Below are 23,149 nucleotides of genomic sequence, written 5' to 3' on the forward strand. Positions count from 1 at the left end.
TCGATGCTCAAAAATGAGTAACTCATCCACAAAGAACTTCAACAAAGCCTGGCCCTGTTGCGTCGCAGAGAACCTGCCCTCGCTGATAGTATTCAGGCACCGATCACCAGTGCTTTTGTGAGCCTGGACAGTTTCCGTGCCGACCTTGAAGTATTGATTGACGCGCCAAGCGACACCATCACCGGCGTTCAGAGTCTGCCAGCCAAAGGCACTGCGGTGGTGGCTGAGTTGTACAAGGCGCAAGACACACTGCAGGAAGCACTGCTGAATGCGCTTGAACGCCGAGTTCAGGAAAAAACTTCGGAACGGCTATTCATTCTAGGCATGTTTGACGTTCTTGGCATGCTGCTGGTGTATGTGTTCAGCGGTATCTACAGCGCCATGCGTCGCACGATAAACGATGTTTTGATCGCCACCCAACTCATTGCGAAGGGCGACCTGAGCGTGCGCATTCAAGTGCGCGGCAAAGATGAAATGGCCGACGTGGGCAACGGCCTTAACCATATGGTGTAAGCCTTTAGGGGCCAGTGATGGCCCTTTTTTGGGCTTAACTTTTGGTTCGCCGGCAGCGCTCTCAGCATTACCAGACTTCCTCTCAGCAGCGCGCCCATTTTTTCTCCAGGTAAATGGAACCCCGCACGTAAGGTAGGTTTTAGAAGAAGCTCACTCTTTCCATTGCTTCACCTATACGAACTGCTAGGTGGGTTGTGGAAATACCAGCGATGCGAAGTTGCAGAAATCCTTTTCCCGACGAGTTAATGGCTTAGTACAGGTATCTCGATACCAGTACTAAGCATCGAAGCTCAAAGGGCTTGGTAGTGGCACTCGGCCATTTCGGCTAAACTTGCGCCTAAGAGGTGCTAGTGCAGGCGCCAGGTGAACCCTATGATTGCTCACACCCCTACGCTTTTCGCCTGTGTCGCTTTGGTAGCGACGATTATGGCTTTTTGTTTGATCCTAGTCGGACAGTTCAACCAGCGTGACGGCCTTCTAACGATAGGCTTCGGTCTGTTAGCGCATGCATTAGCCTACATCGGCTATACGTTCTATGGTCACGCACCGTTGTGGTTGACCTACGGCTCCGCCAACACCCTATTGGCAGTGGCACTATCCTTCTATGGGGCCAGTGTCTTCCGGGTTGTCGAGCTTCCTGTCGCATGGTGGGGAGTGTTTGCTCCAGCAGCATTGATGCTGGTGTTGATGGTCACTTTGATCGATACGCTCGAACCGCGAATGCTGGCTGCCACGGTGGTGTTGATGGTGCAGTGCTCATTGATCATTTACTGGACTCACCGGCACATTCCCGTTCAGGGGCGTGCACGCATGTTGTTGATCATCGGATCAAGCATTAGCTTGATCGGTTTGGGTATGCGAGTCGTGGCAGTGCTTGGCGGAGGCGCTGCGGAAATGCGTTACGACGTGAGTAACCTCAAGCAAACGATCTCGGTCAGCATTGGTACCTTCACTGCGATGATGATCTCCCTGGGCTTGGTGCTCCTGGCTAAAGAGCGCAGCGAGGCTTTGCTTCAGCACATGGCGCTGCGAGATGTGCTGACCGGTATCCTAAATCGTCGAGCCATCCTTGATCAGTTTTCGACGGAGTTGGAGCGTGCGCGCCGAGACGGTTCGAGCCTGGCAGTTGCTATGGTCGATATCGATCACTTCAAACACATCAACGACAGGTATGGCCATCTGGCAGGAGACGAAGTTATTAGGCACTGTGCCAATCATCTAACCCAGCGTATTCGCCATTCCGACAGTATTGGTCGTTATGGGGGGGAGGAGTTTTTGATCTTGTTGCCGAGCACTAATATTGAAGGGGCCTTGAGTGTACTAGATAAGTTGCGCACCTCTTTAGCCGAGTCGTCAGCTCAATATGGTGAGGCAAAAATTTCGGTGCGCATCAGTATTGGTGTTTGCTGCGTTGTACCCGATGAGGGCGACGCGATAGCCAATTTGCTTGCCAAGGCGGACGCTGCGCTTTATGAAGCAAAGGCGTCAGGGCGCAATACTTTGAAGCTCGTGCAGTCATACCCCCAACAGAATGAAGCGCCTTTAATACTGAAGCCGCAGCACTAAAGAACTTCCTCCCAGTAACATGATCATTCTCCTACACGTCCTTATTGATCGTATGCGCCGGATGAGACTGGCCCGAAGCGAGTAGTAAGGTTCTACGATTCAGGGGCGGAGCTCTTGGCCGTCCCGGTAGCGAGCGAGGTTCTCTTGCGACATCAAGATTAGCCCGCTGAGGTAGCAAAATTGGATCTGCTTGTGTGTTGGTGTTGGCGACGCCTCTGGCGATGCTTTGGACGCGACTGCTAATCGATGGCCCTCCGGACATGAGCGACACATCGGCCAAGTCCCCCTCGCGAATGTCCAAGAGATTGGTTTCCTCGAAGTAAGCCGTCTAGTAGAGCGAGTCGTTTTTGATGAGTGAGAAGGCGGGAGCCCCCTGGGCTACGTAGTTGCCTTCCTGCAACTGACGTTGGTGATCGTACCGTCAGATGGCGCAATCACGGATTTACGGGCGAGGTTGATCCTCGCGGTTTCCCACTGCGCCTTGTTGACCTCATATTGGGATTTGGCCAGCAAGACTTGGGAATGTGCGTTATCCAAATCCTCAGCGCTGATGGCGTTGATCCTGGCCAATGGAACACGGCGGCGCTCTAGAAGTACTGCAAGCTCCCACGCATGCTTTGCGTGTTCCATTTTGGCTTTCGACTCGTTCACAAGGGAGCGATAACGGGCGCATCAATCTCAAAAAGCACATCGCCTTTTTTTACCGCCTGGTTATCTCTCACTTCAAGCTTGGTTAATTTTCGTTTGCCCTTGGCTGCATAAGCTGAGCGAGACGGTTCAGGAGACCGTTGTCTTTTCGAGGTCTGCAGGCATTCAACTAATCGTTGAGGATCGTGTTGTTGCTGACCGTGAGTTGCAGGTGATGCCGCGTCTTGGCCAACTGGATACGCCGCTCTATGGCACATCAGCTGGACGGGCTCTTTTGGCTCTGGACAAAGATGAAGATGTGAGTGCTTTGCTTGCAGTTGGAAACACCGCGAAGCACAAAGCAGTGTTGCCTCAAGCTCTGTCGGTTCAGCTGGACGGTATTCGAAAGAACGGGATTTCCAGTGACCACGGTGAGCATATCGAGGGAATCACGACAACCGCCGTTGCTTTGGATACGATACTGGGGCGTTTCGCAATTTCAATGCCCATTCCGACGTTCCGTTTCGAGAGGAATCGCGATTCCTACATAGAGGGGTTGTTGCGCTGCAAGGCCGGATTGCTCAAAGAAATCGGTATAGACGGCTAACGCTCAAAGGCAGAAGTCTTGAGACGTTAGCCGTTTGATTCTGCGGCTAGGGAAGTCTAGTTCGGTACCGGCGCCATCAGATCATTGTAGAGGGTGAGAACACGAGCCCCCAGTGCCCTGAACATTAACTCGTCACGCGGTCAGGCCGAGAGGTAATCTTCCACCGACTTGACGGTGGCGTAACCGAACTCAAACGCTGCCATCATCGTGGCGTGTGCGTGAGCAGCAGGAACGTTAACACCACCAAATGTGAGATCCAGGGTGGCGCAGGCGTCATGCAGCACCGTAACGGGATAGCCCATGTCTGCCGCCGCGCGCACTACGGCATCGATGCACATGTGGCTCATTGCACCGATTACCACGAGTTCCTCGATGTCCGCTGCTTCCAACTGCTGCTTAAGATCTGTTTCTCGGAAGGCGTTGATGTGTGCTTTTACAATCACAGGCTCATTACCCAGAGGTGCAACAGCAGGCTGAGTTTGCGCACCGTTCGAGCCTTTGACGAAGATTGGAACGCCTTCATCATTGGACTCATGCCGTATGTGAAAAACCGGAGCTCCTATATCGCGCGAGTGGCTGATCACTCGGACAGCATTCGCTACAGCAGCTACGATGCCGTCTAACGGCAATTTGCCTGTGGGCAGGTATTCATTTTGCAGGTCAACTACTACAAGGCCACGTTTCATGAACGATCTCCGGTCGAATTATCCGAGCTAAGCATGCGGCTTGAGGGTTGAAGTCGACAGATAGAACACCTGGATTTCCAACCTCAAAAAATTTAAGTCAGAACTCCAGCGAAGCGCCGTCTTCCGGTATATCTACGCGACTTTCGATACCGTGCTGTTTGACGTAAGCGCGCAATTCCTTTCGGGTCAGCGACATATGGTTGACCGCGTCCATGTGCACCGCGACGATTTTCGCGTCTTTGGCCGCCTTGGAAGCGCGGAGTACATCTTCCTCGCCCATGATGATCGCACCCTCAAATCCGTTCACCTTCGCTTTTCCGGCGTTGAGTACGATGACTTCGGGGTGATATTTCTCAATGGTTCGGTCTACCTCTTTACGCCAGATAGTGTCGCCAGCTAGGTAGAGAGTTTTGTAGCCTGGCGCTTGAAATACAACGCCCATAGCCTCGCCCAGAAGTTTCGCGAGTGGGGGAGCGGCATACATATTGTCTGTGCCGTGCTGGCCACCCGTCTTGGTGATTTTCACGCCGCCGAATTCCGCTTCGTCAGTAAGAACGCGTACGTTCTTGAAGCCTTGGGAGCGAATCAACGTCGCGTCTTCCTCGTGCTGTGTGAACAGCGGTATGTCTTTCGGAAGCGCTTTCTGTGCGGCATCGTCCCAGTGGTCAAGATGCGTATGAGTGACGATGACAGCGTCTACACCAGAGATTACGTTTTCGGGCGACTCAGTCAGATCAACCAAAGGATTGCGTAGGTCACTACGGTAGGTATTTTCAAATCCTGGGTAGGTTCCTTTTTTGGACAGCATCGGGTCGATCAGAAAGGTCGTGCCTCCGTAGGAGATTTTTACCGTTGCGTTGCGAACTTGCTGCAAGTCGACTTTATGGGCCGCGTCCGGGGACTTGGGGGCGTCGGAGCTCGCAATTGCCGATGAGGTCGCGGCAGCCCAGGCGAGGCCAAGGGCTATTGGAAGTGTATTGAAATTCATCTCGTTAATCCTGTAATTGCATCAGTGACTCTATTCTTGCCCAATGCCTTGGGACTCAACAGTGGCCTGAAGGACAGAATTCGATATAATTGGGCCACTAAGCCTGCGCTGTTTTCGAATATGAGGCTGACTGATGCAATCCACACGCGTTGCTGTTCTGGCTTTTGACGGTGTCAGCTTGTTTCATCTTTCCGTGCCTGGAATGGTTCTAGGAACAGCTCAATCCGCACCCGGTGAACCTCATTACGAGGTCAGTTACTGTGCAGAGACGCCGGGAATGGTGATAAGCGACCAAGGCATAGGCCTAGCGGTCGATCATGGCCTGGAACTGATGGAAGCATCCGACGTAATTGTCATTCCGGCGTGGGGCGATCATTCTGTCGCAGCGTCTGCGCAGCTTGTGCAAGCCTTACAGAGTGCAAATGCCCAAGACAAGCTTATCGTCGGGCTATGTCTGGGAGCATTCGTGCTCGGCGATGCAGGACTTCTTGATGGCAAAGAAGCAACCACTCACTGGGCAGTCAGAGACGAGTTTGGGCGACGTTTCCCAGAAGTTCGTTTCAGGCCCGAAGTGCTGTATGTCAGTGATGGCAACATCATTACCTCTGCGGGAACCGTGGCAGCGATTGATTGTTGTCTGCATCTAATACGTCACCGACTCGGTGCTGACGTTGCCAATCGCACTGCAAAGATGCTGGTGACGCCGCCGCATAGGCAGGGAGGTCAGGCTCAGTACGTAGAGCATCCTCTGCCGCAGCTGTCTAGCGAGACTCATTTGTCCAATGTACTGGCGTGGGCCCGAATGCACCTGGCGAGTGATCTGTCGCTCGATGTTCTGGCGGACATGGCGAAAATGAGTCGGCGTACTTTTACCAGGCGATTTAGGGAGGCGACCGGCAGCACTGTCTCAAAATGGTTGAATGCTGAGAGAGTCGCCAGAGCACAACAGCTGCTCGAAACGACCGATTTACCTATCGAGTGTGTCGCCGGTGAGGCGGGTTTCGGAACGCCTTTGTCGTTGAGACAACAGTTCGGCGTTCACCTTGGCACTTCACCCTCTGAGTATCGGCGAATGTTTTTCCGTGAAATGAAGCCAGGCCCGAAGGCGGGCGGCAATCAGCACACTGCCGAGTCATTTACCCATTCCCAGGTAAAAGTTTAATCATGCCTCGTGGCTCAGGCAGCAAGACTTCTGACGACAGCGAGCAGCGCTTGTAACGGATGTAAAACGGTAATTCCATCCTGTCGTTTCACCTGACTTCGGCAAGCATATCCGTCGGCTAACAAACGGCCTGATGCATTGAATTTCGTCACAAGCGGCGCCCAGGACTGCTTGTAAATAACCGTGGACGTGTCGGCGTTCTTTGTCTCATGCACCATAGGTGCCGGACATGCCGCAGCACCCGCTGGCCTATACGCTCATTTTCAGTCCCATGCGCTCATAGACTTGTTGCCAAAGGACGATGCTGTTTGGCTCATTTGTCTTTTCAGTGCAGAGGGGAAGGAAATGATAGGGATCGGCATCTTTCACAATCTGCGACTGTGGAAGCGTATTGGCGAGCCACTCCTGCGGCAGTAGTACGGTAGGAACCTTGTGACTGCCAAGCGTCTTCGCATATTCCTGGTGATACACCAACGTCATCGCCGGATCGAGGCCCACCAGCGGTATTTCGTACTCCTGAAGCTGGTGCAACGCTTCACCGTTGAAACGTGCGGCCTCTTCAAAAGCTTTGATGAAGCCTTGTACCTGCGGCGATTTCCCATCGACAAACTCAAGATTGACATCGCTTTCATACGCGAAGTGACGAGCAATCCCCAAGACGCTGCTATTGCCAAGACGATTATTGAATTGGCGCACAGTCTAGACCTACAAGTGATAGCCGAAGGAGTCGAGACCGTTGAACAGCTTGCATTTCTTACGGAAAATGGCTGTGATCAAGTGCAGGGTTACCTCTTCAGTAGGCCACTGCCGATCAGTGAGTTGCATGAACTTCTGCGTGAACGAACCTGTTTTACTTGAGCTTTACGGCTTTCGGGGGGGGCAGCGTTGAATTGGTTGGTTCTTGGCGGCACTTTTTCACATGGAAGGTGCCTACCAAATCCCGAAGCCACGAAGGTTATGTGGGGTCGATCACTGAGTCGATTCGACCTAACGCCTTTAGGTATAGGGACACTGTTGTCCCTTTGTCAGGTGCTGTATTTACCCTAACTGTGCCCCCAGCGTTCTCTGCGAACTCACGGACTTGCGATAAGCCCAAACCCGTACCTTTTCCTCTTTCCTTTGTTGTGAAAAAAGGCTCAAAAATTTTAGCCGCAAGGTCAACCGGTATACCCGGCCCAGTATCAGTGACGCTGAGCACGATGTAATTGCCTCCAGCCAGCGCAACGTCACCCTCAACACATACCAGTCGCGTTGAAATGCAGATACGGCCTGCCGCCCCAAGCGCATCTCTCGCATTCGTGAGAAGGTTCAAAACCGCCGCATTCAATTGGGCTTCTTCGCACATTACGACTGTGTTTGGAGCCGACAAGTCGAAAGCCAAGTCAATACTTTCAGTAGCTGTGCGAAGCAATAAATCACGCATTTCTTCAAGCCGAGCGTTAACTTCTAAGCAGACTAGATTCGGGCTGTCCAAGCGAACGCTGGATAGCAGGTGACTGACCAGATGCCGCCCTTGGTCTACCGCCTGCAACCCGGTATCGCTGAATTGCTCAACATCCCCCGGGCGTCTTGCTCGTAATCTTATCATCTGCAGGCTTGCGCTTAGCGCCTGAAGGATGTTGTTGAAGTCATGTGCGATACTTGCGGTCACCATACCCAGGGAGGAGATACGCCTTGCGTGATGCAGTGACTCTTCTGTCAGTTGATTCAAAACCTTCGCCTGGGCGAGTTCTTTCTCCAGGATCTCTGCTCGATACTCACGTTGATGTCTAAGCAGTCGTAATTGCAGCAGTGAAGATGTCTGTCGAGCCAAAGCCAACAACGCTGTCCGCTGCTGCTCCGTTAACTTTCTCGGCTTTGTATCTATCACGCAAACCGTGCCAAGCGCGTGTCCCGTATCGTCAATAATAGGAGCTCCCGCGTAAAAGCGGATATGCGGAGGGCCAAGCACCAGTGCACTATTTTGAAATCGCGAGTCCAGTTTGGCGTCTTCCACAATCAACACGTCAGCGGGAGCCAGGATCGCATGGGCGCAGAAAGCCAAATCCCGATGAGTCTCCCTCACGTCCAGTCCAACGCAAGCCTTGAACCACTGACGCTCTCTGTCCACGAGGGAAACCAGCGAGACAGGAACGTCGCACAATGTGCTCGCGATCATAACGATGTCGTCGAATTCTTTCTCCGGAGCTGAGTCCAGCACGCCGAGATGCTCCAGCGACAGCGCTCTTTCATCCTCGCTTGGAGGAAATGGGGCAGGAATGTGGGGCATCTGACTACGCATCGCTGGGGGGAGTAGGGGCGATGATGCTGTTTCGACTGCTCGTACAGCAAGGAATTGTTTCTTCATCCAGGCATTGCGAAACCTGCATCAAGGTAGCGCTCGACAGATGTGCGACGAGTGGTCGTCATAAAAAGTGGAACTCCTGTTCACAGCCGCCAGTCAACTTTTCTGTCCAGACAGGACACGTATTCCTCACCGGGAGAAAACTCATGAGTGGCACATCTGACAAGATCAAAGGCCTGGCCAATGAAGCCATCGGTAATGTGAAGCAAGGTGTCGGCAAGGTCACTGGTAATGAGAAGCTGCAGGTAGAAGGGGCTGTCCAGGAAAAGAAAGGTGAAGCCCAGCAGGTGGTTGGCAAAGTCAAAGACGCCGTAGACAAGAAGTAACCTTAGGCGGGTAATACCTTCGCTGCGATGGCTATCAGTTGGTAGCCATTGTAGCTAGGTTACAAGTATCGGAAGATGACTCCACCCACTTCTGTTCCGGCCAGACTAAATATAACTGACCGCTATCTATCTCTCTATTAACAGGCTGTCACGATGAGTGAACAGTCTTATCGGTTTTTTAATATTTGGCTTGGCACTGCACGCCCCCTTCGCTTTGCCGACTTGTAACTTGTTGCGCATTGGTCGTAGCCGCTGCAATCGCTGTTGAGGCTTCAGATCCCTGGTGATTCAATCCTCTCTATAGGCCGATTAGGACGACAGCGCTTACTTCATACTGACGCACCAGGCCGCTTTTCATTGAGCCGGCTTGTAGATTTTGGATGTCAAAAATCTAAGGGCACAGGCGACGTCAAGCTTACAGCCGGCTGCCGGAGTATGAGAAATAGGATTTAAGTAAAAATTTTCTGGTGCATTTGATTCGGTTCTTATGGTGCATTTGGACTATCTTTGAGCGTATGTCCATTCGCCATACTCAGACTTGTTAATGCACATAGCCTTGCTCCCAAAACTAATAAAGGGCGTCTGTATGACCACTGTCTATGAAGCGAATCGTTCGTTATTCCGCGTGTCTTGGAGTTCGGTATTGGCAGGTAGTGCGATTGCACTGGTGACGTACGTAGTTCTGAGCGTTTTGGGAACCGCCATCGGCGCTAGCGCAGTGTCCCCGATGGAATCTGGTAATCCGCTCAGTGGTTTCGGTACTGGTGCTGGAATCTGGTTGTTCGTTTCTACTCTGGTGGCAATCGGAGTCGGAGCTTTCGTTTCTGGCAGGACGGCACCGGATCGCGGCGGCTTGCATGGTTTACTGACTTGGACAGTAACAACCTTACTGACGACTTGGCTGCTGGCTGGCCTGGCCGCAAGCGTAGTTGGAACTGCAGGCTCCGTCGTTGGTAAAGGATTGTCCGCCGCAGGAAGTGGCATCGCTGCTGCCGCGCCAGGTATTGGTGACAGCGTCAAAAAACAGTTGAATGAGCAGGGCGTCCAACTCGATTGGAACAGCCTTCAGGGTGAACTAGAGACGCTCCTTAAGCAGAGTGGCAAACCTGAGTTGGCTCCCGAGACCGTAGAGCAAAAAACTGATCAGGCCACCGCTGAAGGCAAGGAATCAGCTTCAGATGTCGCAACTAATCCTGTTCAGGCGGGGGATGAGTTGAAGCAATGGTTTGAACGCGTAAAAGCTTCCGGCGAGCCAGCGCTTAATGCTGCCGATAAAGACGCTCTCGTTAACATCGTTGCTGCCCGTACAGGCAAAAGCAAGAAAGAGGCTACTCAGATCGTTGATAACTACGCTCAGGCCTATCAGCAAGCGATGCAGAAATTTGAAGACTTGAAACAACAAGCTGAGCAAAAGGCACGTGAGGCTGGTGAGATTGCTGCGAAGCAAATTTCGCGCGCGGCATGGAGCACATTGGCGATGCTTCTGTTGGGGGCGGCTCTTAGCTTCTTTGTTGGTCGCATGGCTCTGACCAACCGTCGCATTCCTACAGCTTGATATCGAAAAGAGATAGGAGGGCGGCAGGGATGTCGCTTTTCCTTTGTTTTGGGCGGCGACCTGAAAGCTCTGCTACGCAGCTCATCAGAATTGAACTAACCACCTAGTGACGATGCCCAAGGTGCTCGTGATGGCCTATTAGCTCTTATTCGAGAGACGCAATTCGCGCCGCAAATTCTTCGAACTGCATGTAGCCAATAAAAGCCGGTTGGCGGAGCAAGCATTGCACTCAATCGTCGGTCTGCACGAGGTCGAGTGACATGGAAGGGAAATTAGCGACGAAGACCGTTGGCAATTAAGCCAAGATACAGCGGTGCCCATCGTTGAAAAGCTGCATGAGTGGATGCTGGCCCAGCTTGAACTTGTGCCGGAGGGTTCGGCCACGGCTAAAGCTCTGGTTTACAGCCTCAAACGCTGGGTAGCGCTGACGCGCTACTTGGAAGATGGTGCTGTGCCAATCGAGAACTACCAGATCGAGAATTTGATGCGGACGTGGGCGCTCGGACGGTCTAACTGGTTGTTTGCGGGATCGCAGCGCATCAACGGGCATAATCCGTATGCTTATGTAAAGGATGTGCTGACGCTGCTGCCGACGCAGCGGGCGAGTGAAATCCATGATCTAATACTTCACGTATGGAAGGGATTCGAGTAGCACTGTCCATACTTTGCAGATCTGACGCAGCATCAAACTGGTGAGGTAAACATGGAAGTACGGCCTATCAAAATTAAAGATCTCCACGCGTTTTACCCCGTCTTTTGTGAGGTGAGCGCTGAGGGTCGTTACTCGGCACGGCCAAACCCGCCACTATTCAAGTAATAGAACGTGCGTTAGCGCAGGTGTTGGAAAATCATTGGCCGGTATATGTGAACGAGCATGGTCGTCGGCTCAGCTGAAGCCTATCTAGATAGTTTTCGCCCGCCAGGCGGAAGCGAATTGATTGGAGTTCTGGGAATGCAGGGAAAGCGAGAGTACCGCCGAAGTGGTTATGGATTTGCTCTAACTTTAGCGGTGATAAGACATTGTCGGAGGAGGTGTTTTTAACTCTGTGGACACGCAGTGTTTTCAAGTCAAACACGGCAGCCAGATCACTTTACAAAAAGCTCGGTTTCACGTGGGTCGAAGATCTCCCGCCTTGCAAACTTACATGCGGTAGAGTTGAGCAGCCAATCAAAGTGCGGCTTGCACTCTGATTGCAAGGTTGTGGCAGACACCGCGAAACCATTGACAACGTGTGACGCCGACACGCGCAGTGCGCAAGCTCGTTCGCTGGCCGCTTACCTTCCTCAGCGCTCATAAATCATCTCCATATAAATCAAGACTGGCTTCTGCTTGCGGATTTCGCCGTGCCGATACTCAAATAAGGAAGTGGGTGGAGCGAGCGTTGGCCAAGATAGTTGATAGGGCCGCCGAGTCAGCTGTAGGTTAGAATTGCACGCAACGAACTAGAATCCATGGAGCATGATCCATATGCTCATTTTAAATGATATTAATCAGCGGAAGCCCGACTGTAGGTGGGGGCAGGTCAGCCCACCCAGCCTACTGCTGTCTTAGGGATCACCTCAGACTCATCCAGCTTGGAGGCAAACATGCTGACAGCCTCTACAGCATCACTTGTGCCCGTACGGATTTGCAGAATCACCATTCCCGCTTGGTCAGCAAGCGAGACTCCCCTCTGGGCACCTTCGTGGGTGGCATTCATGCTAGCGACTGCTTCTCTGGTCTCGGATAGAATTTTACCGATCATCTCAGCAATCTCAGTCGTGGAACGACTTGTTCGGCCCGCCAGCTGACGTACCTCATCGGCCACAACTGCAAAGCCGCGTCCTTGGTCGCCCGCCCGGGCTGCCTCAATTGCTGCGTTAAGCGCTAGTAGGTTGGTCTGATCAGCGATGCCCCGTATCGTGTTAACGATGGCCGTGATCTGCTCTGAGCGATCTCCTAGCTGGCCGACCAATCGTGCGGAAGATTCAATATGATCCGCTATGAGTCGCATTTCTCTGGCGGTTTGCTGAATAACTTCAGCACCTTGTTCGGCGACTTTTTCAGTTTCTGCAGAAATATGATAGGCACGTGAGGCACTGCGGGAGTCCTCTTCAAATTTCTCTACCCGCTCCGTGATGTCGCTGGCAAATTTGACTATCTTCGCCAGTTTTCCTTCTGCGTCATAGACTGGGTTGTAAGTTGCCTCCAGCCACACGACGCGTCCATGCTTGCCAATCCGCTTGAATTGTCCGCTAAAATACTCGCCAGAGTTCAACCGCCTCCAAAAATCTGCATATTCGTTGCTGTTTACCAGTTCAGTATCGCAGAACATTCTATGTTGTTTACCTTTGAGATCGCTATGAGCGTAGCCCATGGTGCTCAGAAAATTTTCATTGGCATTGAGAATGTTACCTTTCAGATCAAATTGGATGACCGCCATGGCGCGATCCAATGCTGCGAGCTTGCTGCTAGCTTCAGAATCGTTGATGACCCTCTGGGTTACGTTAAAGGCGTATTTTACAATTTTGCCTACCTTTCCCTCTCGATCCAGAATTGGATTGTAACTGGCCTGAAGCCATATCGTTTGTCCCTTCGCGTCCACGCGCTGAAACGTTCCCGATATGAATTTACCTGCCCGTAGTTGGCTCCAAAACTCAGCATACTCCGGATGGCTGACGAGCGAGGGTTTGCAAAAATCCCTGTGTGAGATGCCGGTGATCTGATCAGCACGATAACCCATCACCGTGAGGAAATTGTCGTTCGCGCGAATCACCTTACCATCGAGACCAAGCTCGACGATGGCCATTGAGCCATCCAGAGCGGAAATTAATCCTTTATATTCAGAAACTTCTACAGATTTTGACGCGAGCTTTTTCTTGATATTTGAGTTGAACATACCGTAATCTCTCGTTGGTTTTTTCCTCTATCTGATATCGGCCGTAATTAAAAATCCTTTATAGGCGCTGTCAGGCTTACCGTAGAAGTGACTTTGGCGTCGGGGCCAGGAAGGTTAGTTGGCCGGACGCTTAGTGCGCCAGTTAAAGCTGGCGGAGGATAGTCGATGAAAGTTCGATACTGGTAAGAAATGGCGAATCAACCAGACCCCGAGTCATGCATGTTGCACCCTGAGGTGCAGGGTGAAGCGTTGGGCGATGGTGTCCGCGTATTTTGAAGCGGAGGCGATCACCCTTATCGTAAGGATTTCCATACGTCAACGAAGCTCTTACTCGAAGCGTATGAATCCGACCATCACGCCTCGCATGATTAAACCGGTTGCCACTTATGCGGCAGCAAATGATGTCGCTCGCCCGCTGCGTCGGCAGGCGCGTGAGCAGGTCATTCAAATAAGCATATGGATCATACCCATTCAGTCGCGCAGACTGAATCAAACTCGTGATCGCCGCCGCCCGTTTGCCACTGCGCAGCGATCAGGCGAAGAGCCAGTTATTGCGTCCAAGAGCCTATGGCCTGATTTGATTTCCACACCAATTATTGTCTATGGGGACGGCACCAACATCCAGGTAGCGCGACAGCGCTGTCCAGCGTTTCAGACTGTAATCCAGCGTTCTGCTGATGGCTGAACCTTCGGACACGAGATCGCGCTGGGGGATAATCCAGGCATGCAGCCTATCCATCAACCGTACCGCTTTTTCCTGCCGTATTTGGCGCCGTAAATCCGGTTCCAGGTCGCGGACTTCGCTCTCGATTTCGTACAGCAACTGGATGTGCCGCAAGGCCTGCTCGGCGATCTGGCTCTTGTTGGTCGCGTGCAGTTCGAAGAACTTGCGCCGGGCATTGGCCATGCAGCCGATCTCGGTCACGCCGAGTTCGGAGCTGGCCTTGTAACCGCCAAAGTCATCGCAGACCAGCTTGCTCCTCCAGTCTTCCAGAAAGTTGCAAGCATGCTCTCCAGCGCGGCAGGGACTGAAGTCATAAACCACTGCTGCGACGTCCGAAAACTGGCTGGAGGCGTAGGCCCACACATAGGAACGGTGGGTTTTCTTTGTGCCTGGCGCGAGCCTCTGCACCGGCGTTTCATCAGCTTGGACGACCTGCGGCCCTAGCACCACTTCGCGCAGCGCGTCGACCAGAGGCTGCAACTGCACGCCGGTTGCACCCACCCACTGAGCAAGTGTTGAACGTGGAATCGCCAGGCCGGCTCGACCGAAAATCGATAGATGGTCGGCAAACTTGGCGATCATGACGTGGTCCAACAGCCGAGCAGTCCGTATACCCTTGTCGATGACCTGCGCCGGAACCGGTGGCTGAATCAGCGTTTCGCAGTCATCGCAGACCCATTTGCCACGAACATGGCGCTCAAAGGTAAATACGCCTGGCGTGTAGTCTAGCTTTCCGCTGACGTCCTCACCGATGCGCTTGAGGGCGCAGACGCATGGGCAGTGAGTGTTGTCCGGTTCTTGGTAGATCAGCGTGCGTGGACACTCAGCCGGTAACGCGTTGCGTTTGGGCTTCTGCTTTTTTTCAGGCGCAGTTATCACTGTCTGCAAGCTTTGAAGCTCGGCTTCAATCGCTGCGATATCGGTGTCGATCAGATCATCAAGCAGGCTAGCCTGCGCCGGATTCATATGCTCGCTGCGCTTAGCAAATTTCAAACGCTTGAGTTAGGCGATCTCATAGGTCAGTTTTTCGATGAGCGTTTGGTCGCTATGGATCTTATTACCCAGGGTCTCAACGGTTTGCCATATCGACTTGACGGTCATACCCAACGTGCTGACCTGATGGTCGAGCGTCCCGACATGCTGCATCAACTGCGTCGCCAAGGCGCGCTGTTGTTCAGGGGGCAAGTGATAGAGGTCGCGAAGCGAAGTCATAGTACGGATTGTGCCAGACTAGGCAATTTGCGGCGATAAATCGATAGGCTAATGGTTGCCGTCAAAGCAGTGTGATCGAGCCGCAAGCACCTGCACGTTGCCATGGTAGGCCCAACACCAATGCCTGAAGCTGCTCGGCATCGCGTTCTATTTCTGATCCATGTCGGATGCCAGGCCGGTGAAATCTGCCTTGATTCAATCGGCGAGCCGTTAACAAGACCCCAAAGCCGTCATGCGCCAGCACTTTCATCCGAGTGGCGCGGCGATAGGCGAACAGGTAAGCACAGTGCGGCAATCACCCGGGCCAATACGGTTTCAGTGCCTGCGCGCATGTCCATGGGCTCGGTGGCAAGCCAGATGGAATCGATGCGGATCATTGGGCAAGCTCACGGGTAAAACGGGCACATCCATCAGGGTCTAAAGATGGCCATTTCACCGTGAGCTTTTGCTGACCGAAAGGGATCTCGATGCTGACAGGCTGTTGCTGAATGGGCTGCTTTAACGACTCAAGTTTCATCGGAACAAAAGCGGGCAGCGCCGGCGGCTGACCATCGCGATAAACAGGAATACATTTTCGAACCAAGTTGGCGTTGATACCGTGGCGCAGGGCAACGCTGGCCATCAATACGCCCGGTTGCAGGCATTCCTGGACGACTTGAGCGTTAAAGGGTTTGGGATGAGAGGTTCTTTGGCGCATGGAAATCCGGAAGATAAGGGCGATGGTATCCACGTATTTTTAAGTGGAGAACAGAAGTGATACATAAGACGGCAGCAGTATGGGTTGTCTGGTTGAAAATCCCAATGCTGCTAGCATTCTTTTGCTAATTTAAATTGTTGAATGAGCATAGGGTTCATACACTATCCAGATTTTTAGTTTTTTTAAAGTTTTATATCAATAAATCACTTGTTTTTTATATCAGCTGAATCGGCCAGCGCTTCTATATTTCTCTCTCTAATTTGGAACGGGGCTCGAAATATATTAACCATTTGACTGAAGGTTGTGCGTCTGTAAGAACCATGTTGCGCCTGGTAATGGAGTTGAGACCGCTTTAGCCGTCGTTCTTAATAGAAATTAGAATTTCACTCGTCCGCGCAGGCTTTTGGATAACGGCTATTTAGATGCTTGAATTCGATAATTTCCATTAGGCGTGTTCGCTGGCTTTCGTAAAACTAATAATCAAGCGGAAATCAATGTTGGCGTGATTGATTTAATTCGAATGGGTGGTTGTTCTATGGTCAGTGGAGTTTGATTGGTAAATCGCACCTGTGCACAAATTTTAGGGGTTGGTCTTTATTAATGAGGCCAAGTTTTAGGGGTTGATGCTAGTAACTCAGCTGTTGTATGAGTAGCTTTTTAGGTTGGATTTAAAAGCATCACGGATGCTGTCTGAACTCGTTGCTACGCTAACGCTAAAATTGAAAATCTCGCGTTAGCTTCTGGGGGGGCGGTGCGCCACACGTGTAGTCAAGTGATTTTAGTGTTGCTAAGTTGTTCCGCTAGTAAGCAAATTTCTTAAGCAGCATGGTCGGCGGCGTGATACTCGATAATTTTTCGTTTAGACCGTTAACGGGCTATAGTTTCTGCGCTTTAGGGTGTCGGGATGGTCGTTGGTAATTTTATAGACGGCAGGTTGGTAACTGTGCATTTCTGTCCGCCATGTTCCATACTATAATTTTGGTGCTTCTAAATCTTGGTATCCTAGAAAGGCGTTCAGCGCTTATATTTAAGCTCCGCAGTGAAACTCTCAGCCGAAAATCTGCGCTTACGGTCAACGCTCTTTTGATGACGTCTAAAAAAGTCTGCTGAGGGATAAAATGATCCTCGGCAGCTATGGTGTATGGTCGGCGGCCAATGTAGAGCTGAACTGTTTGTCCTTTTGCGTTAGATAAAAACTTTTGTGTTGCGATGCTGTAGATTTGGTAGTGGATACAGTCCATCAAAGGGTGCGTAGAAAATGTTGGTCATTGTTTCTACTGTGCGAAGGTGTTAGTTGTAGAGATATCCGGTCTCGTTTTTTTTCTTCTTGATTACGCAATGTTTCATTGCGTCGGAGTGATCGTTGTTGCGCTAAATGCCAGCAATGAAAGTGCGGAAGTTAATCTATTAACTGATTTAAGATCAATCGCTTGTCTTGCTTCGTATGCATCAGCTTCGATGGTTGCGCAAAGACGATCGCTGCCAATCACAGACCGCGATCCGATATAAAATTTCGATAAGCTTTCGGCGAGTATTCCGTCGATGAATATTGCTGGCGAAGTATGCTGCGTTTATCTCGTAGTCAACAAAAGTATCGGGCGCTGGCTGGGCTTCTGCAAAATACCAATGTCGTCAGGTTCGTAAGTTTAAAGTTTTATTATGTATTGAGCCAGCGAGTGCATAGTGCTGCCATTCGACTGTGGCTAGGTGCATAGTCGAGTGTCGTATTAGAAAGTGCCAATAAAGAGCTGGGCGGTATCGCTTTGAAAGCGGCTGCCTGCAGAGGTAATTACCGTGTTCCATTATCGCCGTTGAGTGCTTCGACTTGAACGGGGCGATTATCTACGCGTTTACGCTAATTGCAAGCAGTATGCTAACGCTGGCTTAGGAGTCGCCAGCGTTGCGGTTGGTTCGGTTCAGCAAGGATTTCCCGTCTTGCTACCTGCTCAGCAGAGTGTGCACCAAATCGGATCTAAGCGTCGATTTGGTCAACTAGATTCGCTATTCGCGTTTCACAACCAGCGTAAGAATGTCGTAACTGGCAACCAGCTCTCCCAGTTGATTGGTCACTTCCACATCCCACGCCACTACACCTTGCGGTATACCCTGTGGACTCTTTTTGCCCTGGTCGATCTTGCGCTTGCAGGTCAGGCGCGCCTGGATGGTGTCGCCAATCCCCACCGGGTTGATGAAGCGCAGGGTATCGAGACCGTAGTTGGCCAGTACCGGGCCTACGCCGGGGGATACGAACAAACCGGCCGCTGCCGACAGCACGAAGTAACCGTGGGCGATACGCTTGCCGAACTGGGATTCCTTGGCCGCGATGTCGTCGAAGTGCATGTAGAAGTGATCGCCCGACAGGCAGCCGAAATTCACCAGGTCCGATTCGGTGACCGTGCGACGGTGGGTCAGTAACGACTCGCCGATCTGCAAGTCCTGGAAATAGCGGCGGAACGGATGCACCTCGGTTTCAATGACCTTGGCGCCACGCACGAATTCGCCGGTCACAGCTGCCAACATTGTTGGCGAACCTTGTACCGCCGCTCGTTGCAGGTAGTGCTTCACCGCGCGCAGGCCGCCGAGTTCTTCACCGCCGCCGGCACGACCTGGGCCACCGTGTTTCAGCTGCGGCAGCGGCGAGCCGTGACCGGTGGACTCACCCGCGCAGTTGCGATCCAGCACCAGCAAACGGCCGTGCAATGCCGCTGCCACCGGAATCGCTTTGGCGGCAATTTGCGGATCCTTAGTTACCAGGCTGGCCACGAGGCTGCCTTTGCCGCGCGCGGCTAGTGCCAATGCTTCATCGAGATCGCCGTAAGCCATCAATGTGCTGACCGGACCGAACGCTTCGATATCGTGAGCGCCACCTTCGGCGTGCGGATCACGGGCCTGCAACAGCGTCGGCGCGAAGAACGCGCCTTTATCCACGTTCTCGCCGCGCGGTTCAAAACCATCACGACCGCCAAACAGCATGTCGCTGCTCTGTAACAGGGCTTCCAGTCGCTCGGCCACGTCTTTTTGTTGATCGTGGGACGCCAGTGCACCCATGCGCACGCCTTCCACCGACGGATCGCCGACCACTACTTTCTTCAGACGATCACGCAGGCGGGTAGCGACCGCATCGACGTGTTTCGCCGGTACAATGGCGCGGCGAATGGCGGTGCATTTCTGCCCGGCTTTGGCGGTCATTTCCCGTGCGACTTCTTTGATGAACAGCTCGAACTCATCATCATCCGGCGTCACGTCCGGGGCGAGGATTGCGCAGTTCAGCGAGTCAGCTTCGGCGGTGAACGGCACCGAATTGCGGATCAGGTTCGGGTTGACCCGCAGCTTGGCGGCGGTTTCCGCGGAGCCGGTAAAGGTCACCACGTCCTGGCCTTGCAGGCGATCGAGCAAATCGCCGGTGCCGCCGATGATCAATTGGAGACTTCCCGCCGGCAGCAGGCCGGATTCGTCCATCATGCGGACCACGGCTTCGGTCAGGTAGCTGGTGGCGCTTGCCGGTTTGACGATGCACGGCATGCCTGCGAGGAAGCTCGGGGCGAATTTTTCCAGCATGCCCCAGATCGGGAAGTTGAAGGCGTTGATGTGCACGGCCACGCCACCGCGAGGCACTAGGATGTGGGTGCCGGCGAAGGTGCCCATCTTGCTCAGCTGCATGGCCGGGCCTTCATGGACGACGTTGCCCGACGGCAATTCGCGGGAACCGAGGCTGGCGTAGGTGAACAGCGTGCTGTTGCCGCCTTCGATGTCGATCCAGCTATCGGCGCGGGTCGCGCCGCTGTGATGAGAGATCACGTAGAGCTGTTCCTTGCGCTCGCTCAGGTACAGGGCTAAGGCCTTGAGACGCTGGGCGCGTTGCTGGAAGTCCAGTGCCATCAGGCCACTGACGCCTTCTCGGCGGCCGTGTTCGATGGCTTCGGCGAAATCCGGGCGTTCTTCGTGGATCCGAAAGATTTCATGACCGTCTAGTGCGCTGCGCAGGACTTGTGCGCCGTGTTGGCCGATCCAGCGACCGGCGATGAAGCTTTGCAGGGTAGGGGCATGCAGTGTAGGTGAAGAGGACATCACAATTGCTCCGATGGTCAGTGTCTGGCGCAGTCGCAACCGCGCCTCAAGTTAAGGTTCAGTGTTGGCTGGCGCCCGAGGCGCCGATGCCGGTCATGGAACGGATGAACTGCGCCAGATAACGGCCACGTTCAAGGGCTGCACGGGGGGATTTGTCGGTGACGGAAAACAGCCAGGCACTGAAGAACGCCAAGCTCATGGAAAACAGCGCTGGGTTGGAGTAGGGGAAAAGCGCCTTTTCGTGATGCAGCACGTTGACCCACACCGCCGGGCTCAGCACCAGCAGGACTATTGCCGAGACCAGCCCCGCCAGGCTGCCGGTGACCGCACCACGGGTGGTCAGGCCTTTCCAGTACATCGAAAGGAACAGCACTGGGAAATTCACCGACGCGGCGATGGCCAGCACCAGGCCGGACAGGAAAGCGATGTTCTGTGATTCGAACAGCAGGCCCAGAATGATCGCCAGCACGCCGATGCACAGCGTGGCGATGCGCGAGATGCGAATTTCCTGTTGCTCGGTGGCTTGGCCTTTGCGCATTACGCAGGCATACAAATCGTGGGACACCGCCGAGGCGCCGGACAGCGCGAGGCCGGCGACCACCGCCAGGATGGTGGCAAACGCCACTGCCGAGATGAAGCCGAGGAACAGGTTGCCGCCCACCGCTTGCGCGAGGTGCACGGCGATCATGTTGCCGCCGCCGATGATCGCGCCGTTGGCGTCGCGGAACGTCGGATCGGTGCCGACCATGACGATGGCGCCGAAGCCGACAATGATCAGCAGCAGGTAGAAGTAGCCAATGAACCCGGTGGCGTAAAACACGCTTTTGCGGGCTTCCTTGGCGTCGCTGACCGTGAAGAAACGCATGAGGATGTGCGGCAGTCCGGCGGTGCCGAACATCATGCCCAGCCCCAGCGAGATAGCATCGATCGGGTTCGACAGCAGGCCACCTGGGGCCATGATCGCGTTGCCCTTGGCGTGCACGGCGGTGGCGCCGGCGAACATCGCTTCAGTGCTGAAACCGAAATGCTTGAGCACCATGAACGCCATGAACGTGGTGCCGAACAACAGCATTACCGCTTTGATGATCTGTACCCAAGTGGTGGCAAGCATGCCGCCGAAGGTCACATAGAACACCATTAACACGCCGACCAGCATCACCGCGTAGAGGTAGTCGATGCCGAACAGCAATTCGATCAACTTGCCGGCGCCGACCATTTGTGCGACCAGGTACATCAGCGCTACGGTCAGGGTGCCGAAGGCCGAGGTCAGGCGCACCGGGGTTTGTTCAAGGCGATAGGAGACCACGTCGGCAAACGTGTATTTGCCGAGGTTGCGCAGGCGTTCGGCAATCAGGAACAGGATGATCGGCCAGCCGGCCAATACGCCCAAGGCGTAAAGCAAACCGTCGTAGCCATTGAGGAACATCATTGCCGAGATGCCCAGGAAGGACGCTGCCGAGATCATGTCGCCGGCGATTGCCAGGCCGTTTTGGAAACCGGTCATGCCACCGCCCGCGGTGTAGAAATCGCTGGCGGAGCGGGTACGCAATGCCGCCCAACGGGTCACGCCGAGGGTGAATAAAACGAACACCAAGAACATGCCGATGGCGTTCCAGTTCAATGGTCGCGATGCGCCGTCGGCAGCGACGGCAAGGTCCGTGACCACTGCCAGCGGCAGCAGGTACAACGCGAGAAGGCGACTCATCGGGCGCACTCCTGCTTGAGTTTTTCATTCAGCGGGTCGATCACGTTGTTGGCGCGATAGACGTAGAAACCGGTCAACGCAAAGGCCAACACCACAATCAACACACCCACCAGCATGCCCACGGTGGTCACGCCGCCGCTTAGCGAGTGGCCGAGGGTTGAAGGGGAGAATGCCACCAGCAACACAAAGCCGAAATAGATCGCCAGCATGATAAGCGACAGCGACCAGTAGAGCTTTTGCTTACGTCGCACCAACTCGATGAAGTCGGGGTGCTGGCGGATAAGTTCTATGTCTTGGGGGGTCATGGAAGCGCTCTCCTTATTGTTTTTTTAGGAACGAACGTAATGCCTGGCTTTTGTGGATCATTCGATTGAGGCAGAAGAATCAGAGCTGGTCGAAATCCAGCACCACTTTGTCGCTGATCGGGAAGGCTTGGCACGACAGCACATAGCCGGCGGCCACTTCGTAGTCTTCCAAAGCGTGGTTGCTATCCATTTCCACTTCGCCTTCGATGACCTTGCACTTGCAGGTCGAGCACACGCCGGCCTTGCACGAGTAGGGCAGTTCGGCGCCTTGGGCGTTGCCGGCGTCGAGGATGCTCTGGCTGTTGCGCGGCAGGTCGAAGGCGAGGGCGCGGCCGTCGCTGATCACGGTGATCTGGCTGACCGCCGCATCCACCTGCCGCGCCGCTTCGCGGGCCTCACGTTTTTGCTGGCTGCCGGCGGCGGCGAACAGTTCGAAGTGAATGCGTTCCGGTGCCATGCCCTTGGCATTGAGGCTGTCGCGCACGGTCTCGGTCATTTCTTGCGGACCGCAGATGAACGCGGCGTCGAGGGCTTTGACGTTGAGCCAGCGGCTAAACAGTTGCTCGCATTTCTCGGCGTTGATCCGGCCGTTGTACAGGTCGACGTCCTGCTGCTCGCGGCTGAACACGAAGATCAGGTTCAAGCGTTGTAAGTAGCAATTTTTCAGGTCTTCCAGTTGCTCGCGGAACAGCGCGCCAGAGCTGGAACGGTTGCCGTACAGCAACGTGACGCGGCTGTTTGGCTCGGTTTCCAGGGTGGTCTTGATGATCGACAGAATCGGCGTGATGCCGCTGCCGGCCGCGACGGCCAGGTAATTGCCATGGCGCGCCGGGTCCAGTTCAACGCAGAAATGCCCGGCCGGTGGCATCACTTCCAGGGTGTGCCCAGCTTTCAGCTGTTCGTTGGCAAACGCCGAGAAGCGCCCACCCGCCACACGCTTGATGGCGACACGCAGTTCGCCGTCGTTGACCCCGGTGCAGATCGAATAGGAGCGGCGCACTTCTTCGCCGTCCAGTTGGGTGCGCATCACCAGGTGCTGGCCCTGGGTGTAGTGAAAGCTGTCTTGCAGTTCCTGCGGAATGTCGAAGGCGATGGACACCGCGTCACGGGTCTCGGTGCGCACATCCTTGATGGTCAGGCTGTGAAATTTGCTCATTGTTATTCTCCAGCTAGGACGGCCGATTC

18 protein-coding genes and 5 pseudogenes are annotated in these 23,149 nt (G+C 53.8%); 8 read left to right on the top strand and 15 right to left on the bottom strand.

The genetic code is table 11. The features are described 5' to 3' along the window. Positions 1–117: 117 nt before the first annotated feature. Positions 118–513, top strand: coding sequence for a HAMP domain-containing protein (locus H8B20_RS27800; protein ID WP_338104080.1), 396 nt, complete (start codon positions 118–120; stop codon positions 511–513). Between the two features lie 372 nt (positions 514–885). Then, complete coding sequence (locus tag H8B20_RS07270; RefSeq protein ID WP_181643079.1) at positions 886–2,079, top strand: GGDEF domain-containing protein; 1,194 nt, start codon at positions 886–888, stop codon at positions 2,077–2,079. Between the two features lie 31 nt (positions 2,080–2,110). Here H8B20_RS07270 and H8B20_RS28455 read toward each other — a convergent pair whose 3' ends face one another. Continuing rightward, complete coding sequence (locus H8B20_RS28455; protein ID WP_475492985.1) at positions 2,111–2,350, bottom strand: hypothetical protein; 240 nt, start codon at positions 2,348–2,350, stop codon at positions 2,111–2,113. A 107-nt stretch (positions 2,351–2,457) separates the two neighbouring features. Then, positions 2,458–2,709 carry an efflux RND transporter periplasmic adaptor subunit gene (locus H8B20_RS07275; RefSeq protein ID WP_210622745.1) on the bottom strand — a complete coding sequence of 84 codons (252 nt, stop codon included), beginning with the start codon at positions 2,707–2,709 and terminating at the stop codon, positions 2,458–2,460. Positions 2,710–2,833: 124 nt separating this feature from the next. On the opposite strand from H8B20_RS07275, the gene H8B20_RS07280 reads away from it, so the two are divergent. Further along, positions 2,834–3,313: an IclR family transcriptional regulator domain-containing protein gene (locus H8B20_RS07280; RefSeq protein ID WP_185160042.1), complete on the top strand. Its 480-nt coding sequence runs from the start codon at positions 2,834–2,836 to the stop codon at positions 3,311–3,313. Between the two features lie 140 nt (positions 3,314–3,453). Here the strand turns inward: H8B20_RS07280 and H8B20_RS07285 are convergent, their stop codons facing one another. After that, positions 3,454–3,999 (bottom strand): cysteine hydrolase family protein, encoded by a 546-nt coding sequence (locus H8B20_RS07285; protein ID WP_181643081.1) that lies wholly within the window; start codon positions 3,997–3,999, stop codon positions 3,454–3,456. A gap of 97 nt (positions 4,000–4,096) precedes the next feature. Continuing rightward, entirely contained in the window at positions 4,097–4,987 is an 891-nt protein-coding gene (locus H8B20_RS07290) for an MBL fold metallo-hydrolase (protein ID WP_181643082.1), read from the bottom strand. A gap of 133 nt (positions 4,988–5,120) precedes the next feature. Here H8B20_RS07290 and H8B20_RS07295 point away from each other — a divergent pair, with 133 nt between their 5' ends. Beyond that, positions 5,121–6,149, top strand: coding sequence for a GlxA family transcriptional regulator (locus H8B20_RS07295; RefSeq protein WP_181643083.1), 1,029 nt, complete (start codon positions 5,121–5,123; stop codon positions 6,147–6,149). A gap of 14 nt (positions 6,150–6,163) precedes the next feature. Here H8B20_RS07295 and H8B20_RS27805 read toward each other — a convergent pair. Then, positions 6,164–6,752 (bottom strand): annotated as a pseudogene (locus H8B20_RS27805) ((Fe-S)-binding protein); the annotation flags it as partial. Between H8B20_RS27805 and H8B20_RS07305 the strand changes: the two are divergent. Further along, positions 6,729–7,007: pseudogene (locus H8B20_RS07305) on the top strand (EAL domain-containing protein); the annotation flags it as partial. The pseudogenes H8B20_RS27805 and H8B20_RS07305 overlap by 24 nt on opposite strands. 97 nt (positions 7,008–7,104) lie before the next feature. On the opposite strand, the gene H8B20_RS07310 reads toward H8B20_RS07305, so the two are convergent. After that, the gene (locus H8B20_RS07310) at positions 7,105–8,418 is read right to left on the bottom strand and encodes a sensor histidine kinase (protein WP_181643084.1); all 1,314 of its coding nucleotides are present in this window, start codon (positions 8,416–8,418) and stop codon (positions 7,105–7,107) included. Positions 8,419–8,639: 221 nt separating this feature from the next. On the opposite strand from H8B20_RS07310, the gene H8B20_RS07315 reads away from it, so the two are divergent. The 3 genes and pseudogenes from H8B20_RS07315 to H8B20_RS07325 form a co-directional block, all read left to right on the top strand. Next, positions 8,640–8,819, top strand: a complete 180-nt coding sequence (locus H8B20_RS07315) for a CsbD family protein (RefSeq protein WP_058419427.1) — start codon at positions 8,640–8,642, stop codon at positions 8,817–8,819. Positions 8,820–9,405: 586 nt separating this feature from the next. Beyond that, positions 9,406–10,374: a hypothetical protein gene (locus H8B20_RS07320; protein ID WP_181643085.1), complete on the top strand. Its 969-nt coding sequence runs from the start codon at positions 9,406–9,408 to the stop codon at positions 10,372–10,374. A gap of 160 nt (positions 10,375–10,534) precedes the next feature. Then, positions 10,535–11,026: pseudogene (locus H8B20_RS07325) on the top strand (IS66 family transposase); the annotation flags it as partial. Positions 11,027–11,897: 871 nt separating this feature from the next. Here the strand turns inward: H8B20_RS07325 and H8B20_RS28250 are convergent. The 9 genes and pseudogenes from H8B20_RS28250 to paaE all read right to left on the bottom strand — a co-directional run bounded on the left by H8B20_RS28250 (position 11,898) and on the right by paaE (position 23,120). After that, the gene (locus tag H8B20_RS28250; protein ID WP_414704591.1) at positions 11,898–12,494 is read right to left on the bottom strand and encodes a methyl-accepting chemotaxis protein; all 597 of its coding nucleotides are present in this window, start codon (positions 12,492–12,494) and stop codon (positions 11,898–11,900) included. After that, positions 12,486–13,253 (bottom strand): annotated as a pseudogene (locus H8B20_RS28255) (PAS domain-containing protein); the annotation flags it as partial. The gene H8B20_RS28250 and the pseudogene H8B20_RS28255, both read right to left, overlap by 9 nt. A gap of 368 nt (positions 13,254–13,621) precedes the next feature. Further along, positions 13,622–15,189: pseudogene (gene tnpC / locus H8B20_RS07335) on the bottom strand (IS66 family transposase). 61 nt (positions 15,190–15,250) lie between these two features. Beyond that, entirely contained in the window at positions 15,251–15,484 is a 234-nt protein-coding gene (gene tnpB / locus H8B20_RS28260; protein WP_414704590.1) for an IS66 family insertion sequence element accessory protein TnpB, read from the bottom strand. A gap of 78 nt (positions 15,485–15,562) precedes the next feature. Next, on the bottom strand, positions 15,563–15,919 hold the full coding sequence (locus H8B20_RS07345) for a transposase (RefSeq protein ID WP_181643089.1): 357 nt from the start codon (positions 15,917–15,919) through the stop codon (positions 15,563–15,565). Positions 15,920–17,887: 1,968 nt separating this feature from the next. After that, complete coding sequence (gene paaZ / locus H8B20_RS07350) at positions 17,888–19,954, bottom strand: phenylacetic acid degradation bifunctional protein PaaZ (RefSeq protein WP_210622746.1); 2,067 nt, start codon at positions 19,952–19,954, stop codon at positions 17,888–17,890. Between the two features lie 58 nt (positions 19,955–20,012). Then, on the bottom strand, positions 20,013–21,659 hold the full coding sequence (locus H8B20_RS07355; RefSeq protein ID WP_181643091.1) for a cation acetate symporter: 1,647 nt from the start codon (positions 21,657–21,659) through the stop codon (positions 20,013–20,015). Beyond that, the gene (locus tag H8B20_RS07360; protein ID WP_181643092.1) at positions 21,656–21,964 is read right to left on the bottom strand and encodes a DUF485 domain-containing protein; all 309 of its coding nucleotides are present in this window, start codon (positions 21,962–21,964) and stop codon (positions 21,656–21,658) included. Before H8B20_RS07360 ends, H8B20_RS07355 begins: the two co-directional genes overlap by 4 nt. A 79-nt stretch (positions 21,965–22,043) precedes the next feature. After that, the gene (paaE, locus tag H8B20_RS07365) at positions 22,044–23,120 is read right to left on the bottom strand and encodes a 1,2-phenylacetyl-CoA epoxidase subunit PaaE (RefSeq protein ID WP_181643093.1); all 1,077 of its coding nucleotides are present in this window, start codon (positions 23,118–23,120) and stop codon (positions 22,044–22,046) included. Between the last annotated feature and the right edge of the window lie 29 nt (positions 23,121–23,149).

Origin of the sequence: Pseudomonas sp. P42, assembly GCF_017973755.1 — a bacterium.
In the GTDB taxonomy this organism is placed as follows: domain Bacteria; phylum Pseudomonadota; class Gammaproteobacteria; order Pseudomonadales; family Pseudomonadaceae; genus Aquipseudomonas; species Aquipseudomonas iridis.